15 protein-coding genes are annotated in these 15,551 nt (G+C 69.5%); 7 read left to right on the top strand and 8 right to left on the bottom strand.

Features of this window, described 5'->3' with window-relative positions:
• Positions 1-82 precede the first annotated feature (82 nt).
• The 4 genes from U4Z64_RS27540 to U4Z64_RS27555 are packed head-to-tail and all read right to left on the bottom strand — an operon-like array spanning position 83 to position 3,440.
• Positions 83-730 carry an isochorismatase family protein gene (locus U4Z64_RS27540; RefSeq protein ID WP_044843890.1) on the bottom strand — a complete coding sequence of 216 codons (648 nt, stop codon included), beginning with the start codon at positions 728-730 and terminating at the stop codon, positions 83-85.
• A 19-nt stretch (positions 731-749) separates the two neighbouring features.
• Positions 750-1,790: a 2,5-dihydroxypyridine 5,6-dioxygenase gene (locus U4Z64_RS27545; protein ID WP_321821631.1), complete on the bottom strand. Its 1,041-nt coding sequence runs from the start codon at positions 1,788-1,790 to the stop codon at positions 750-752.
• A 40-nt stretch (positions 1,791-1,830) separates the two neighbouring features.
• Positions 1,831-2,661 carry an alpha/beta hydrolase gene (locus U4Z64_RS27550; protein ID WP_321821632.1) on the bottom strand — a complete coding sequence of 277 codons (831 nt, stop codon included), beginning with the start codon at positions 2,659-2,661 and terminating at the stop codon, positions 1,831-1,833.
• Positions 2,662-2,687: 26 nt separating this feature from the next.
• Positions 2,688-3,440, bottom strand: a complete 753-nt coding sequence (locus tag U4Z64_RS27555; RefSeq protein ID WP_321821633.1) for an Asp/Glu racemase — start codon at positions 3,438-3,440, stop codon at positions 2,688-2,690.
• Between the two features lie 297 nt (positions 3,441-3,737).
• Here U4Z64_RS27555 and U4Z64_RS27560 point away from each other — a divergent pair, with 297 nt between their 5' ends.
• The 4 genes from U4Z64_RS27560 (at position 3,738) to U4Z64_RS27575 (ending at position 8,612) form a co-directional block, all read left to right on the top strand.
• Positions 3,738-4,901, top strand: a complete 1,164-nt coding sequence (locus U4Z64_RS27560) for an FAD-dependent monooxygenase (protein ID WP_044843894.1) — start codon at positions 3,738-3,740, stop codon at positions 4,899-4,901.
• Positions 4,902-5,086: 185 nt separating this feature from the next.
• Positions 5,087-5,593: a (2Fe-2S)-binding protein gene (locus U4Z64_RS27565; RefSeq protein ID WP_044843895.1), complete on the top strand. Its 507-nt coding sequence runs from the start codon at positions 5,087-5,089 to the stop codon at positions 5,591-5,593.
• Entirely contained in the window at positions 5,583-8,039 is a 2,457-nt protein-coding gene (locus U4Z64_RS27570) for a c-type cytochrome (protein WP_415750603.1), read from the top strand. The genes U4Z64_RS27565 and U4Z64_RS27570 overlap by 11 nt, the downstream gene beginning before the upstream one ends.
• Before the next feature lie 240 nt (positions 8,040-8,279).
• Positions 8,280-8,612, top strand: a complete 333-nt coding sequence (locus U4Z64_RS27575) for a hypothetical protein (protein WP_321821634.1) — start codon at positions 8,280-8,282, stop codon at positions 8,610-8,612.
• Between the two features lie 106 nt (positions 8,613-8,718).
• Here U4Z64_RS27575 and mmsB read toward each other — a convergent pair whose 3' ends face one another.
• The 3 genes from mmsB to U4Z64_RS27590 form a co-directional block, all read right to left on the bottom strand.
• Positions 8,719-9,609 carry a 3-hydroxyisobutyrate dehydrogenase gene (gene mmsB / locus U4Z64_RS27580; RefSeq protein WP_321821635.1) on the bottom strand — a complete coding sequence of 297 codons (891 nt, stop codon included), beginning with the start codon at positions 9,607-9,609 and terminating at the stop codon, positions 8,719-8,721.
• 16 nt (positions 9,610-9,625) lie between these two features.
• Positions 9,626-11,152, bottom strand: a complete 1,527-nt coding sequence (locus tag U4Z64_RS27585) for a CoA-acylating methylmalonate-semialdehyde dehydrogenase (RefSeq protein WP_044843899.1) — start codon at positions 11,150-11,152, stop codon at positions 9,626-9,628.
• Positions 11,153-11,276: 124 nt separating this feature from the next.
• Positions 11,277-12,596: an MFS transporter gene (locus U4Z64_RS27590; protein ID WP_044843900.1), complete on the bottom strand. Its 1,320-nt coding sequence runs from the start codon at positions 12,594-12,596 to the stop codon at positions 11,277-11,279.
• Positions 12,597-12,753: 157 nt separating this feature from the next.
• Between U4Z64_RS27590 and U4Z64_RS27595 the strand changes: the two genes are divergently transcribed.
• Positions 12,754-13,707, top strand: coding sequence for a LysR family transcriptional regulator (locus tag U4Z64_RS27595; RefSeq protein ID WP_321821636.1), 954 nt, complete (start codon positions 12,754-12,756; stop codon positions 13,705-13,707).
• A 143-nt stretch (positions 13,708-13,850) separates the two neighbouring features.
• Positions 13,851-14,126 carry a hypothetical protein gene (locus U4Z64_RS27600; RefSeq protein ID WP_044843902.1) on the top strand — a complete coding sequence of 92 codons (276 nt, stop codon included), beginning with the start codon at positions 13,851-13,853 and terminating at the stop codon, positions 14,124-14,126.
• 25 nt (positions 14,127-14,151) lie between these two features.
• Here U4Z64_RS27600 and U4Z64_RS27605 read toward each other — a convergent pair whose 3' ends face one another.
• Positions 14,152-14,874 carry a haloacid dehalogenase type II gene (locus U4Z64_RS27605; protein WP_321821637.1) on the bottom strand — a complete coding sequence of 241 codons (723 nt, stop codon included), beginning with the start codon at positions 14,872-14,874 and terminating at the stop codon, positions 14,152-14,154.
• Positions 14,875-15,195: 321 nt separating this feature from the next.
• On the opposite strand from U4Z64_RS27605, the gene U4Z64_RS27610 reads away from it, so the two are divergent.
• Positions 15,196-15,423 carry a hypothetical protein gene (locus U4Z64_RS27610; RefSeq protein WP_321821638.1) on the top strand — a complete coding sequence of 76 codons (228 nt, stop codon included), beginning with the start codon at positions 15,196-15,198 and terminating at the stop codon, positions 15,421-15,423.
• Positions 15,424-15,551 lie beyond the last annotated feature (128 nt).

Genomic DNA, 15,551 nt, shown 5'->3' on the forward strand with positions numbered 1-15,551 from the left:
CGCAGCGTCAATCGCGCGCCGGCGCGGGCACGGCTGCCGTTCGTCCCACCCGTGCCGCACCGCCCGCGATCGGCGCGACGGCTCAGCGCGCGTGCACGGCATCGATCGCCGCGATCGCATCGTCGAGCGGCATCACGGCCGCGTATTTCTGCTGCATGTCGAACAGGTTCGCGTCGTGCGGCGCGATCGCGCGATCGCCGACGCAATCGGCGAGCACGAGCGGGCGGAACCCGTGCGACATCGCGTCGACCACGCTCGCGCGCACGCAGCCGCTCGTCACCGCGCCCGCGACGAGCAGCGTCTGCACCGCGCGCTGCGCGAGCCACGGCGCGAGCTGCGTGCCGAAGAACGCCGACGGCACGGTCTTGCGCACGACGAGTTCGCCGGCGGCGGGCGTGAGTTCGGGCACGATCGCGCTGTTCGGATGGTGCTCGGTCAGCGTCGCCATGCCGGGCACCTTCAGCGAGAACACGTTGTCGTCGCTGCCGTCGTCCGCGTACACGATGCGGCTGTGCGCGACCGGCCAGCCGCGTGCGCGCGCGAGCGCGAGCGCTCGCGTCGTGCGCGCGATCGCCGGCGCGATGTTGCCGCCGCCGAACGTCGCGGGATCGGCGAAGCCGACCACGAAGTCGACGATCAGCAGTCCGATGTTGCCGTGCGGCGGCAGCGGCGTGCCGAAACCCTGCTGGCGGTAGACGTTGGCTTCGGCGTGGCGGGAAAGATCGGTCATGGTGTCGGGCACTCGTCGGTCAGGCGGGTTGATCGGTCACGCGGCCTTCGCGCACGACGGTCTCGCCGTCGAGCTCGACCGTGCAGCGGCGCAGCGGGATGTCGATGTGGCAGGTGGTCGTGCGGGTGCCGCCGCCTTCGTTGTTCGGGCCGAGCGAGAACAGGAAGTTGCCTTCGAACGCTCGCGCATCCATCCCGATCGTCGCCTCGCGGTCGTACAGGCCGAGCGTCGACCAGCGCGCGCGCGGCTGCAGCCCCCAGCCGATGTGCGAGATCGCATAGCCTTCCGGGTCCGCGAAGGTTTCCATGTAGTCGCGCAGCAGGTCGGCATCGACGCTGCCTTCGATGCGCGTCGCATAGCCGCCTTCGACGGTCAGCGCGATCGGCTCGCTCACGTAATGTTTCTGCGGCAGCAGGATGTCGCCGCGATCGATCACGATCGTGCCGCGTGCGGTGCGGTCGTTCGGGAAGGTCAGCGCGAAGCCGCTCGGCCAGTGGTCCCAGCGGCCCGGTGCGTCGACGAAGCCGTATTCGGCGGTCGGCGGGAAATCGCCGAGCGGGCACACGAGCGCCGTGCCGGCCGCCGAGGTCACGCGCATCTCGCGCGCGGCGGCGATTTTCTTCGCGGCGCCGAGCACGCGCGTGCGGTCGGCCAGTGTCGGCACCATCCGCACCAGCACTTCGGGCGGCTCGACCGCGAGCAGGATCTTCGTGCCGGATTTCAGGATGTCGTGCTGCTCGGGCGAGAACAGCAGCGTCATCAGGTCGAGCACGAGGTCGCTCTCGCGCAATGCGGCGATCGCGGCGCGGTTGCCGGTGAGCGGCGTCGTGCCGAGATACGCGAGCGGGTCGCGGCTGAACGCCTTCTCGCCGTTCACCGGCGGCAGGTCGAGCCGGTTGACGATCGCGCCCATCGATTGCGTCGCGATCAGCGCGCACGACAGCGTCTGCGGATGAGTGGCCGCGCTCGTCAGGATCGTGACGGTCTGGCCCGGTTCGAGGCGCGACAGCGTGAGCACCTGCTTCCACGCGTCGATCAGTTGATAGTCGCTGACTGGCATCGTCGGCTCCGGTAATGGCGTGAAGGGAAGGGGGGCGAAATCAGGCCGCGAGCGGCGCGCCGAGGAAGTTGCCGAACGCTGCGTAGAAGCCCGCCGCGTTGTCCCACGGGATCATGTGGCCGGCATCGGGCACGCGCACGTGCTGCATCGACGGCGTCGCACGCTGCAGTTCGACGACATCGTCGTCGCGCACCACGTCGCCGCGCTCGGCCGTGATCAGCATCGACGGCACGGCCAGTTGCGCGGCATCCGCGTGGAAGTCGTCGGTGTGGAAACCTTCGTACGACGTACGCACCGCGCGCTCGTCGCAGGTATGCAGCCACTCGGCGCGCAGTTGCAGCTCGGCATCGGTCCAGGTCGGGCAGAACGCGCGCATCCCTTCGGCGTCGGTGCCGGCGCGCGCGAGCGCCATCGAGTCGATGTACCACGGCAGCTTGCCCGGGTAGTCGCGGCGGTTCGGGCCGGACACCGGCGGATCGACGAGCACGACCGATTCGAGCCCGCGGACGCCGCGCCGTGCCGCGCGCGCGGCGATCCGCGCGCCCATCGAATGGCCGACCAGGCTCGTGCGCGGCAGGCCGAGCGCGGCGACGAACGCCGCGATGTCATCGGCTTGCGCATCGAGGCCGTAGTCGAGCGACGGCGACGCATCGGACAGCCCGCGGCCGCGCACGTCGAGCACATAGGTGTCGAACGCCGCGCCGAACACCTCGCCGACGAAGCCCCACGTGATCGCGGGGCTCGTGATGCCGGGAATCAGCACGATCGCGGGGCGCGACGCGCGCGCGCCCATGGCGCCGCCGTAGCGCAGGTAGTGCTGGCGGATGCCGTTGGCGCGGACGTTCGCGCCGTACAGGAAAGTCGAGGACATGGCGATGCTCCGAAGTAGCGGGGCGCTCAATACGCGCCGGACAGCAGCGCGCCGGCGCCGGGCACGATCGGTTCGAGATCGAGTTCGCGCAGCATCGCGTAGGTCGTCGCGATCGCGGCCGTGATTACGGGCTTGCCCGTCATCGCCTCGACCTTCGCGACGGCCGGCAGCGACGGCATCTGCACGCACGCGGACAGCACGATCGCATCGGCGTCCCGGTACGGCAGCGTCTTCACGATGTCGGGCAGGCGCGCCGGGTCGTGGCGGCCGACGTCGAGGTTGTCGGGGATCTCGAGCGCGCGATACGCGATCACGTCGTAGCCTTCGTTGCGGATGTAGTCGACCACGAGCTCGGTCAGCGGCAGCATGTACGGCGCGACCACCACGATGCGCTTCGCGCCGATCACCTTCAGCGCATCGACGAGCGCGCCCGCGCTCGTCAGCACCGGCGCCTGCGCACCGTTGTCGGCCGTGTGCTTCGTGAGGCGCGCCTGCGACACGCGGTGATAGCCGTGGCCCATCGCCATGATCGCGACGAGGCACGCGTAGCCGAGCACGTCGACGCGCGCATCGCTCAGTTCCACCGCGCAGCGGTCGGACTCGGCGTCCATCGCCGCGAGTTCTTCCTTGACGACCTTCTTCATCCGCATCCGGCTCGAGTGATACGTGAAGCGCTCGGGCCGGATCGCCTCGCGCAACCGCAGCATCGCGGGAATCTCGGTTTCCATCGTCGTGTTGGAACTCGGCACGATCTGGCCGATGCGGTAGGTCTTGCTCATGACGGGAGGCTCCGTGTCGGTAAGGGTGGGGCGGCACGCTGGCGCGGGATCGCCTGGTTTCGGGGAAAGTCTAGTGTGTACATTTGAAAATGACAATGGGTCAAAATGATTCCTTCCGGGCAAATATCGTTTATGAACGGAATTTTTGAGGTTTTATCGGTGTTTTCCCGGATGTGTCGATCGCCGGAAATAATCCTCTTGTCTTGAATAAATTGAGTGTGTACGCTACATAAACGCCATTCAATCCGCCCGTTCTCGTGCCGCGTTCGGCGCCGGGCTCACGATCAGGAGATCCGCATGAGCAAACCCCGTATCGCAATCATCGGCGCCGGTCTCGGCGGCACGGCCGCCGCGGCGCTGCTGCAGCGCGGCGGCTACGACGTCGCGCTGTACGAGCAGGCGCCGGCGTTCTCGCGCCTCGGCGCGGGCATCCATCTCGGCCCGAACGTGATGAAGATCATGCGGCGCATCGGCTGCGAGGACGCGCTGGAGACGATGGGTTCGCATCCGGATTGCTGGTACAGCCGCGACTGGCAGACGGCCGACGTGCTGTCGCGGATTCCGCTCGGCGACTACGCGCGCAGGACCTACGGCGCGAGCTACCTGACCGTGCATCGCGGCGATTTCCACGCGCTGATGACGCAGGCGGTGACGCCCGGCACGATCCGCTTCGGCAAGCGGCTCGCGGCGGTGGAGGACACGGGTGACGCGGTGCGCCTGACGTTTGCCGACGGCAGCGTCGAGACGGCCGACATCGTGATCGGCGCGGACGGCGTGAACTCGCGGATCCGCGAGCATCTGCTCGGCGCGGAGCCGCCGCGCTATACGGGCTATGTCGCGCATCGCGCGGTGTTCCCGGCCTCGCTGCTCGGCAACAAGCCGTACGACATGTGCGTGAAATGGTGGTCGGAGGATCGCCACATGATGGTCTACTACGTGACGGAGAAGCGCGACGAGTACTACTACGTGACCGGCGTGCCGCAGGCCGAGTGGCCGGAAGGCGTGTCGATGGTCGACAGCAGCCGCGATGAAATGCGCGAGGCGTTCGCCGGCTTCCACGCCGACATCCAGCATCTGATCGACGTGTCGCCGTCGATCACGAAGTGGCCGCTGCTCGAGCGCGACCCGCTGCCGTTGTGGAGCCGCGGCCGTCTCGTGCTGCTCGGCGACGCATGCCATCCGATGAAGCCGCACATGGCGCAGGGCGCGGCGATGGCGATCGAGGATGCGGCGATGCTCGCGCGCTGCCTCGACGAAGTCGGCATCGGCGATTACGCGGGTGCGTTCGCGCTGTACGAGGCGAACCGCGCGGCACGCGCGTCGAAGGTGCAGCTCGTGTCGCACAACAACACGTGGCTGCGCACCAACGAGGATCCGTCGTGGGTGTTCGGCTACGACGTGTTCGACGTGCCGCTGGTGTCGCCGTCGCCGTCGCGCGGCAACGTGGCGGCCGTCGCCTGACGCGCATGCGGTGCCAGCGCCGGATGCCGCGCCGCCGTATCGGTGATCGATGCGGCGGTACGCATTTCGGCGTGTTATACGTGAGCGCTGCGCGCGACGCCGGCCCGTCGCGAGCCGGCGGCCGTGCCCGCTGCCGGCCCCAAGTCACGGCCTGCCGGCCCGCGCCCCGCATTCCGGATCCCTTCATGTCCCATCCCGCTTCCCCGTCGCGGCCGCTCGCGTTTCGCGTGAACGGCACGCCGCACACGTTCGACGCTGCCGCGCCCGACGCGCCGCTGCTGCTGGTCCTGCGCAACGACTGCGCGCTCAACGGCCCGAAGTACGGCTGCGGATTCGGGCAGTGCGGCGCGTGTACGGTGCTGGTCGATGCTCAGGCGACGCGCGCGTGCGTCGTGCCGGCCGCCGCCGCGCACGGGCGCGACGTGACGACGCTCGAAGGGCTCGGCTCGCGCGACGCGCCGCATCCGATCCAGCGCGCGTTCATCGACGAGCAGGCCGCGCAGTGCGGCTATTGCCTGAACGGCATGATCATGAGCACGAAGGCGCTGCTCGACCGTAATCCGTCGCCGGACGATGCGGCGATCCGCGACGCGCTGCGCTTCAATCTCTGTCGCTGCGGCACGCATCTGGAGATCATCCGCGCGGTGCATCGGGCCGCGCGCTATCTGCGGGACGACGGCGATGAAGCATGACCTGAGCGTGCCCGCGCAGCCCGAAGCCGATGCGAGCGATGTGCGGCGCGATGAAGCGGCGGCCGGTTCGGCGCGGCGTGCGGACGACGCGGCGCGTATGCACCGCGCGCGCTACGAATGGCCGATCGGCGATGCGCGTGCGCACGCGTCGTTCGAGCTCGAAACGCGGACCGCCGCCGATGGGTGGATGACGACGTGGCGCTATCGCGCGCAGGCCGGCGCGACACCGGATGCGCGGCGCGCGGCGGCGCAGGGCGGGGCATCGGTTCCGTCGTCGCCGTTCGTCTATCGACATGCGAAGACGTCGATCGAGATGGCCGACGTCCACCACACGATTCCCGGCCACGCGCACGCATTCGCGCGCGAGTCGTTCGTCGACGAACTGGCCGGTGCGCTGCGGCGCGATCCGGTCGCATTGCGCCTGCAGCATCTCGATGCGTCGCGCGATGCCGGGCCGCGCGAGATCATCCGGATGGTCAGCGAACGCGCGGCGTGGGGCGAACCGGCCACGGGCCGTGCCCATACAGCGGCGCAGGACCGCCTCAGTGGGCGCGGCTTTGCATTCGATGGTGCGGGCGTGCTCGAGGCGCCGTCCGCAGGCGAAAACCCGCACGCGGACGCGGGCCGCGACAACGGCCGCGACAGCGATCCGCACTGGTCCGCCTGGGTCGTCGATCTCGACGTCGATCGCGCGACGGGCGACGTCGCGGTGCGCCGCGTCGTCGCCGGGCAGGGCGCGGGCGAGCCCGGGCAGGCGTCGATGGCGGGCTTGCCCGCGTGGCAGATCGAGGCGGCGATTTCGCGCGTGATGGGCGCGCGGCTGTCCGCACGGCCGGCGCATGACGAGACCGGCGGCGATGTCGCGCCGGATGCGATCGCGCATGAACTCGTCGCGTTCGACGACGCAGAGCCGGGCGCCGGTCGCGCCCGGTCGCTGTCGGCATACGACGCGCAACGGATCGAACAGGCGGCCGCGCCGGCGGCGGCCGCGATCGCGAACGCGCTGTATGACGCGACGGGCGTGCGTTTTCGCGCGCCGCCGTTCGACGCCGCACGCATTCGCAACGCGCTGGCCCGGCCGGAGCCGACCGATGTCGGCGAGCGCAGTTCCGGCGCGCCGCGCCGCGCGTCATCGCGCTGGCGCCGCTGGCTGGCCGGCGGCGGCGCGGGCGGGGTCGTCGGCGGGCTGATCGGGCTGGCCTGCGCGGTCCTGCCGGGCCCAGCGCCGATCGCCCCGGTCGCACCCGGCGGCGCGGACGGCGCGATGTGGAGCGCGGCGACGCTCGAACGCGGCCGCCTGATCGCGCTCGCCGGCGATTGCGCGGTCTGCCATACCGCGCCGGGCGGCGCGGCCAATGCGGGCGGTCTCGCGCTCGACACGCCGTTCGGCACGATCTACACGACCAACATCACGCCCGATCCGGAAACCGGCATCGGCGCATGGTCGTATCCGGCGTTCGCGCGCGCGATGCGCGAAGGCATCGGGCGCGACGGCTCGCATCTGTATCCGGCGTTTCCGTACACCGCGTTCGCGAAGCTGAGCGAGCCCGACCTGCTCGCGCTGTATGCATACCTGATGTCGCAGCCGCCGGTGAAGCATGCGCCGCCGAAGACGAAGCTGCCGTTCCCGCTCGACCAGCGGCGCCTCGTCGCCGGATGGAACTGGCTGTTTCACGACGCGCGGCCGTTCGTGCCGGATCCGGCGCACTCCGCGTCGTGGAATCGCGGCAAGTATCTGGTCGACGGCGCCGGGCACTGCGGCGCGTGCCATACGCCGCGCAACGCGCTCGGCGCGGAACGGGGCGGGCGCGCGTACCTGGCCGGCGGCGAGGCCGAGGGATGGGTCGCGCCGCCGCTCGTCGCGTCGCCGGCGTCGCCGGTGCCGTGGACCGAAGGCGCGCTGTTCGACTACCTGCGCACGGGCTTCTCCGCGCAGCACGGCGTCGCGGCCGGGCCGATGGCGCCGGTCGTCGCGGGGCTCGCGGCGCTGCCCGAATCGGACGTCCGGGCGATCGCGCATTACCTGGCGTCGCTGTCGCCGCCCGTCGATGCCGCGGTGGCCGTCGACGCGGCGACCCGCCGTGCACGCGGTGCGGAAGCGGTCGCGACGCTCGGCCTCGAGAGCGGCCGGCGCGCGTTCGATGCCGCGTGCGCGGTCTGTCACGCGGAGACGGGCGGGGTCGGGCATTTCGGCGTGCGTCCGCTGATGGGGCTCAACACGAGCGTCAGCCAGGCGGCGCCCGACAACCTGCTGCGCGTGCTGCACGACGGAATCGACCATCCGGCCACCGACGGGCTCGGCTACATGCCCGGCTTTCGCGACGCGTTCGACGACCGGCAGATGGCCGAGCTCGCCGCATACATCCGCGCACGCTATGCGCCCGGCCAACCGGCGTGGCGAAGCCTGGAGGAGGCTTCGGCGAGAATCCGGGCGCGTGCGCACTGACCGGCGCGCCGGCCGATGCCGGTCGCCGGGCAGAAACCGTGCGTCGGCCGGGAAGCCGGGAAAAGCGACACGCTGTGCAACGACGGGCGTGACGCGGGCCGTAAATCTTGCCGGCAGCACCCATCGTTTAACCATTCGAAACAATGTGTTCACTGAAAAGGGCATGATCTCCGGCGATCGGGCAGGCATACTGTCGCCTATGTTGCTCAATGCCGTCGAATCGACGCGCGCTTGCCCCCCATGTCCATTGCTCTATCTTTTCGATCCCTGCGAGAGTTGACCATCGCGGCCGTTGCATGCTTGCTCGCCGCATGTTCGACCGCTTCCGACGTGACCACGACGTCGAATCCGAACGTCTTCACCGTGACGACGCGCACGCTCGGCGTGTCGACGACGTGGGCCGACGCCCATGCGAAAGCTGTCGACGAAGCGACCAACTACTGCACGCAGCGCGGCATGCGCGCGAGCCTGAAGCAGGAGTCGGTGACCGGCGGCCGCCGCGTCGACGCGCGCTCCGAACTCGCGTTCGAGTGCCATCCGACCTTCGAGACCGCGTCGAACCCGCGCGGATAAACGCCGCGTCGCCCGCGCGGCCGTAACCTCCGCACCGCTCCGGATGTGAACCGACCCGCGATGCCGTTGACGGGCAGCGCGGGCCGTCGCACGTCCGCCGGCCGCGTTACGCGGGCTGCGCCTCGTACAGCTTCACGCACGCGGAGAAGTCGAGCGTGCCGAGCCCGTGCTGGCTCATCGACTGATAGAGCTGCTGCGCGAGCGCGCCCATCCACACCGGCTGCCGTGCGCTGCGCGCGGCTTCGGTCGCCAGCCCGAGATCCTTCAGCATCAGGTTCGCGGCGAAACCGCCCGAGTAGCCGCGCGCGGCGGGTGCCGCGTCGTTCACTCCCGGATACGGGTTGTAGGTGTCAGAACTCCAGCAGCGGCCGGTCGACGTGTTGATGATGCCGGCCAGCACGGCCGGATCGATGCCGAGCGCGGCGCCGAGCGCCATCGCTTCGGCCACGCCCATCATCGAGATGCCGAGCAGCAGGTTGTTGCAGATCTTCGCGATCTGCCCGGTGCCCGTGCCGCCGCAGTGCACGACGTTCTTCCCCATGTCGAGCAGCACCGGGCGGATGCGCTCGAACAGCGTGCCTTGCGCGCCGACCATGAAGGTCAGCGTGCCGGCCTGCGCGCCGCCGGTGCCGCCCGACACCGGCGCGTCGGCGAGCGGGAAGTCGCGCTGCGCGGCGGCGTCGGCCACCGCGCGCACGGTGCCCGGATCGATCGTGCTGCAGTCGACGAATGTCGCGCCGGCACGCGCGCCGGCCAGCACGCCGTCGTCGCCGAGGTAGACCGCGCGTACGTGCTGCGCGGCCGGCAGCATCGTGATCACCAGCGACGCGCGGGCGGCCGCGTCACGCGGCGACGCGGCCGCCGTCGCGCCCGCGCGCACCGCCGCGCCGACCGCGTTCGCGTCGAGGTCGAACACCGTCAGCGCGTGGCCGGCCTTGAGCAGGTTGGCGGCCATCGGGCCGCCCATGTTGCCGAGTCCGATGAATGCGATTTCCATGTGCGGGCTTCCTTGATCAGCGCAGCGCGATCGTCGTGTTCACGCCGCCGGCCGTCGCGTCGTCGTCGAACCAGCGCGCGGTGACCGTCTTCGTCTGCGTATAGAACTGCACGACCTGCTTGCCGTACGGGCCGAGATCGCCGAGCTTCGAGCCGCGCGAGCCGGTGAAGCTGAAGTAGGGGACCGGCACCGGGATCGGGATGTTGATGCCGACCTGGCCGATGTCGATCTCGCTCTGGAACTTGCGCGCGGCCGCGCCGCTCTGCGTGAACAGGCCGACGCCGTTGCCCATCGGGTTGCGGTTGACCAGCGCGATCGCGTCGTCGAGCGTGTCGGCTTCGAGCACGACCACCACCGGCCCGAAGATTTCTTCCTGATAGATCGACATGTCGGTCGTCACGTTCGAGAAGATCGTCGGGCCGACGAAGTTGCCCTGCTCGTAGCCGGGCACCTTCACGTCGCGGCCGTCGAGCAGCAGCGTCGCGCCTTCCTTCACGCCCGCATCGATCAGCGACAGGATGCGGGCCTTCGCCGCCTTCGACACGACCGGGCCGACGTCCGTGCCGGCTTCGGCGCCGGCGTTGACCTTCAGCGCCTTCGCCTTCTCGACCAGCTCGGGCAGCCAGTCGCGCGCCTGGCCGACCAGCACGACGACCGATGTCGCCATGCAGCGCTGGCCGGCCGCGCCGAAGCCCGCGCCGACCAGCGCGTTGATCGACTGCTCGCGGTGCGCATCGGGCAGCACGACCGCGTGGTTCTTCGCGCCCATCATCGACTGCACGCGCTTGCCGTGCTGGCTGCCGAGGTTGTACACGTGCGTGCCGACGCGCGTCGAGCCGACGAACGAGATCGCCTTGATGTCCGGGTGCGTGCACAGACGGTCGACCACGGTCTTGCCGCCGTGCACGACGTTCAGCACGCCCTGCGGCACGCCGGCCTCGATCGCGAGTTCGACGAGCTGCATCGTCGACAGCGGATCCTGTTCGGACGGCTTCAGCACGAACGTGTTGCCGCACACGATCGCCATCGGGAACATCCACAGCGGGATCATGCCGGGGAAGTTGAACGGCGTGATGCCCGCGCACACGCCGATCGGCTGGCGCAGCGTGTAGGTGTCGACGCCGCCCGCGACGTTCTCCGCGAATTCGCCTTGCTGCAGCGTGCCGATCGAGCACGCATGCTCGACCACTTCGAGGCCGCGGAAGATGTCGCCCTGTGCGTCGGGCAGCGTCTTGCCCTGCTCGGCCGTCAGCGTATGCGCGATCCGTTCGAGATTGCGGCGCACGAGGTCCTGGAACTTCAGCATGATGCGCAGCCGCGCGCCGATCGGCGTCGTCTTCCAGGTCTGGAACGCGCGCTGCGCGGACGCGATCGCGGCATCGACCTCGTCGAGCGTCGCGTACGGCACGCGGCCGATCACTTCCTGCGTCGCGGGGTTGACGATGTCGCCCCATTCGGCGCTTTGCGATTCGACGAACGCGCCGTCGATCAGCAGCTTGGCGGTGGGCAGGGCGAGGGTAGTCTGGGGAACTGCGGCGTTCATGGAACTCTCTCCGGGAAACGGTGGTGCGAAGAAAAAACGTGGGCTGCGTCCGTCGCGCGTGCGGCCACGGCGGACGGCAGGTCGAACTGAAATCGGGGCGATGCGGATCGATGCGGGCCGATGCTTACGCACGCGCCGGACGCATCAACGCGGTACACGCGAGCGCGAACACGCCGAAGCCGACGAGGTACGCGATCACGTAATGCGGCTGGCCGCCGCCGGCCTTGAGCAGCGACGTCGCGATCATCGGCGCGAAGCCGCCGCCGATCACGCCGGCGAGCTGCACCGACAGCGAGATGCCGCTGTAGCGGATTTCCGCCGGGAACTGCTGCGCGAACAGCAGCGACTCCGGCGCATACAGGATCGGGAACACGATGCCGAGGCCGAGCACGATCGCCCACCATGCGGTCGACGTCTGCTGCGTGCCGAGCATCAGGAAGAACGGCGCCGCGAACAGGCACATCAGCACGAGGCCGATCGCGAACATCCGGCGCTGGCCGATGCGGTCGCTGAGATGCCCGCACAGCGGCATCGTGACGAGCGACAACGCCGCGCCGGCCGTGATCGCGTGCAGCATCTCGGCCTTCGGCAGATGCAGCTGCTGCGTCGCATACGCGAGCGCGAACGTGACGACCATGTAGAACCAGGTGTTTTCCGCGGCACGTGCGCCGACGATCGTCAGCACCTCGCGCGGATGGCGGCGCAGCGCGGCCGTCACCGGCGACTTCTCGGCCTTGCCCTGGCGCTGCATCTTCTCGAAGTCCGGCGACTCGGGCACCTTCGCGCGGATGAACCAGCCGAGGCCGACCAGCGCGATGCTCGCGAGGAACGGCACGCGCCAGCCCCACGACAGCATGTCGGCTTCCGGCAGCGCGGCCACCGCGGCCATCGCGACCGACGACAGGATCAGCCCGAGCCCGACGCCCGTCTGCGGCAGGCTGCCGAACAGCCCCTTGCGGCCCTTCGGCGCGTGCTCGACGGCCATCAGCACCGCGCCGCCCCATTCGCCGCCGACCGCCATCCCCTGCAGGAAGCGCATCGCGATCAGCAGCGCGGCGGCCCAGTAGCCGATGCGGTCGTACGACGGGATCAGCCCGATGATCATGCTCGGCACGCCCATCAGCAGCAGCGTGATCATCAGCATCGACTTGCGGCCGATGCGGTCGCCGAAGTGGCCGAACACGATGCCGCCCATCGGCCGGCCGATGAAGCCCACCGCGAACGTGCCGAACGCGGCGAGCGTGCCGACGACGGGGTCCAGCGACGGGAAGAAGATGCGGTTGAACACGAGCGCGGCGGCCGTGCCGTAGAGGAAGAAGTCGTACCACTCGATCGTGGTGCCGGCCATGCTGGCCCAGCCGGCCAGCAGGTAGTGCCGCGCGGTGCGGGCGGGCGCCGGCGTCGCGATGGCTGCATGCTCATCGAGGGTGGATCGCGTCTGCATGGTGTCTCCGTATTTATTGCCCGCGGCTCATGGTCCGCAGGTCACGGTCGAGTATAGTTATGCGCGGATCCATGATGTACCGACAAGAAAACCGGTTGGATGTGCATTTATGCATATCGGAACCCGGCCCCGAGACACCTGCCCTTTTTTCCCGCCGATGCGACACGCCACCGAGCCGGTTTCCGGCAACCTGAACTGGGACGACCTGCGCTTCTTCCTCGAAGTCGCCCGCACGCAGCGCGCGAGCGGGGCGGCGAAGCGGCTCGGGGTCGACTACACGACCGTCGCGCGGCGCATTCGCGCACTCGAGGCCGCGATGGGTACGCTTTTGTTCGACAAGTCTCGCTCGGGCGGCTTCACGCTGACCGCCGAGGGGCAGCGGCTCGTCGCGTATGCGGACGCGATGGAGACGACCGTGCAGTCCGCGTGCGACCAGGTCGCGAACACCGGCGAGGCGCTGTCGGGCCACGTGCGGATCGGGTCGACCGAAGGGTTCGGCTGCTTTTTCCTCGCGCCGCAGCTCGCGCGGTTTCGCGTCGCGCACCCGCATGTGACGGTCGACCTGCTGCCGGTCCCGCATTTCGTCAACTTGCCGAAACGCGAGGCCGACCTCGCGATCACGCTCGAGCGGCCCGAACGCGGGCCTTACGTGGTCACGAAGCTGTGCGACTACCAGCTGCGGCTCTACGCGACGCGCGACTATCTGGCGAGTCATCCGCCGATCGCCTGCACCGACGATCTCGCGCGGCATGCGTTCATCAGTTACGTCGACGATCTCGCGTTCAGCAGCGAACTGCTGTACCTGGAGCGCGCGGTGCCCGGCGCGACGGCCGGGCTACGCACGACGAGCGTGATCGCGCAGGTGTTCGCGGCGCTGCAGGGCGGCGCGCTCGCGATCCTGCCGTGCTTCATGGCGGCCACGCAGCCGGCGCTGGTGCCGGTGCTGCCGGACGACGTGGTGGTTACACGGTGCTTCTGGCTGACGTGTCGCGAGGACCTGCGCAAGCTGCGGCGCGTGACGGCGCTGTGGGATTACCTGCGCGCGGCGGCGGACGCGAACCGGGCGTTGTTGATGGGGGAGTCTGACGAACTGCGATTCATCGGGGATTGAGCGCAGCGGTGCGTCATGGGCGGTCCGTCCCGTGTCGATCGATGGATTTCGTGCCGCGTACCGGTTTGACATAGTGGTTTCGCGGGGCGGGCGCGCCTGTGGCGGCCTGGTGTCCCGCGTTTTTCGTCATCCGGAGGTGTGTCATGAAAAAGAAGACAGCAATCCTGATCGTCGCGGCCGGCGCCGACCCCACGGGGCTCGCAGTCGGGCAAATCATCAGCGGAAGCGGCAGCATGGGCCGCGTCGGCATGAAGATCACGAGCGTGAAGCAGCAGACCGCGTTCGCCGACCGGCCCTACGTCCTCGAAGTCGCGACACTCGAGGCGACATGGTTCGACGACGCCAATCCGATCACGACGATCAGCTACAACAACGAACGCAATCGGGCCGCGGTGACGACCTGCACGTTCACGTCGTGATCGCCATCCGGGCACGCGGTTGGTGTCAACCCGGACAACCGAGCCGATCCGCGAGTTCGTTCAGGTCCTTGACGTCGAAGTCCCACGCGTCGTCGGCTTTCAGGTCGGTCGTCTGGTTCGGCCCGTGTTCGGTCGGCCGCAGCACGAACGCGGTCGCGAGCCCGAGTCGCCGCGCGGCGGCCAGATCGCCGTTGTGCGCGGCAACCAGGCACAGCTCGGCCGGCTCGAGACCGAGAATCTCGACCGCTTCGGTATAGACCCTCGGCGACGGCTTGTACGCGTGCGCGACTTCGGCGCCGAGAATCGCGTCCCACGGCAGGCCGCCGTGCTTCGCGACGTCGACCATCAGCCGGATGTTGCCGTTCGACAGCGGCGCGATCACGTAGCGCCGCTTCAGCCGCTGCAGCGCCGAGACGGAGTCGGGCCACGGATCGAGCCGGTGCCACGCGAGGTTGAGCGCGTCGATCTCCGCGTCGGGCACGCCGTCGATCCCGTAGCGGTCGAGCGTGCGCACCAGGTTCTCGCGGTGCAGCACGTCGAGCCGCACGTAGCGCCTGCGCCCGCTGCGGATTTCCTCCATCGACGGCGCATATTCGCGGCGCCACGTATCGGCGAATTCGAACGGATCGCGATCCGGCGCATGGCGAGCCAGGAACGTGGCGGCTTCGCGCGCGACGCCGCTTCTCCAGTCGACGATCGTTCCGAACACGTCGAAAACGAGCGCCTTGATGTCGGCAGGGTTCGTCATGGGATTTTCGTGAAGGTCGGTCGAGGGGGACGCGACGCGCGCCGTGGCGGCAACGCGCGACGCCGGTTCGAATGACATTGAATCACGTATCCGCGAAGACGGCTGGCGGCGTCGCGGCGATGGCGGCGCGCGGTGCGGCATCGAGGGTGCGTGAGGGTGCATGAGGGCGAGGCGGAGCGGGGAAAACCGGTATCGCACCGCCCGTCACGGGCCTTCGGCCATGACCTTCGGCACATTCCTGCCCGCGTGCGCGGCGCCTACGCTGGGCAGGTCGCCGGTGCGTGCCGGCGGCGTTCCCCAACCAACCGACAAGGACATGCCATGCCGACCATTTCAGTCTACGGGTTCAATCCGGACAGCGGCCCGAGCGCGTTCGGCGCGCAAGCCACGCGCGACAACCTCAACGAGGACCATCCGACGTGGGCCGTGACGCTGGCCTACACCGCGAGCACCACGACGGCCGTCTTCACGTCGGCCACGGCGTCCGACGCGGATCTCAGGGCCGCGCTGGAGACGGCGTATCCGCCGGCAAGCTACCACGTGGTTTAGGTATCGCGGGCGCCCGCCCGGGCCGGCCCGGGCGGGGGTAGTTCATGTGGCGCAACGCGCGCCGGCGGCTGCGGCGCGAGCCGGGTTCGCGCCGCAAGCGCGGCGCGTGCGGACGTGCGGCAATCAGC

Source organism: Burkholderia sp. BCC1996 (assembly GCF_905339955.1).
In the GTDB taxonomy this organism is placed as follows: domain Bacteria; phylum Pseudomonadota; class Gammaproteobacteria; order Burkholderiales; family Burkholderiaceae; genus Burkholderia.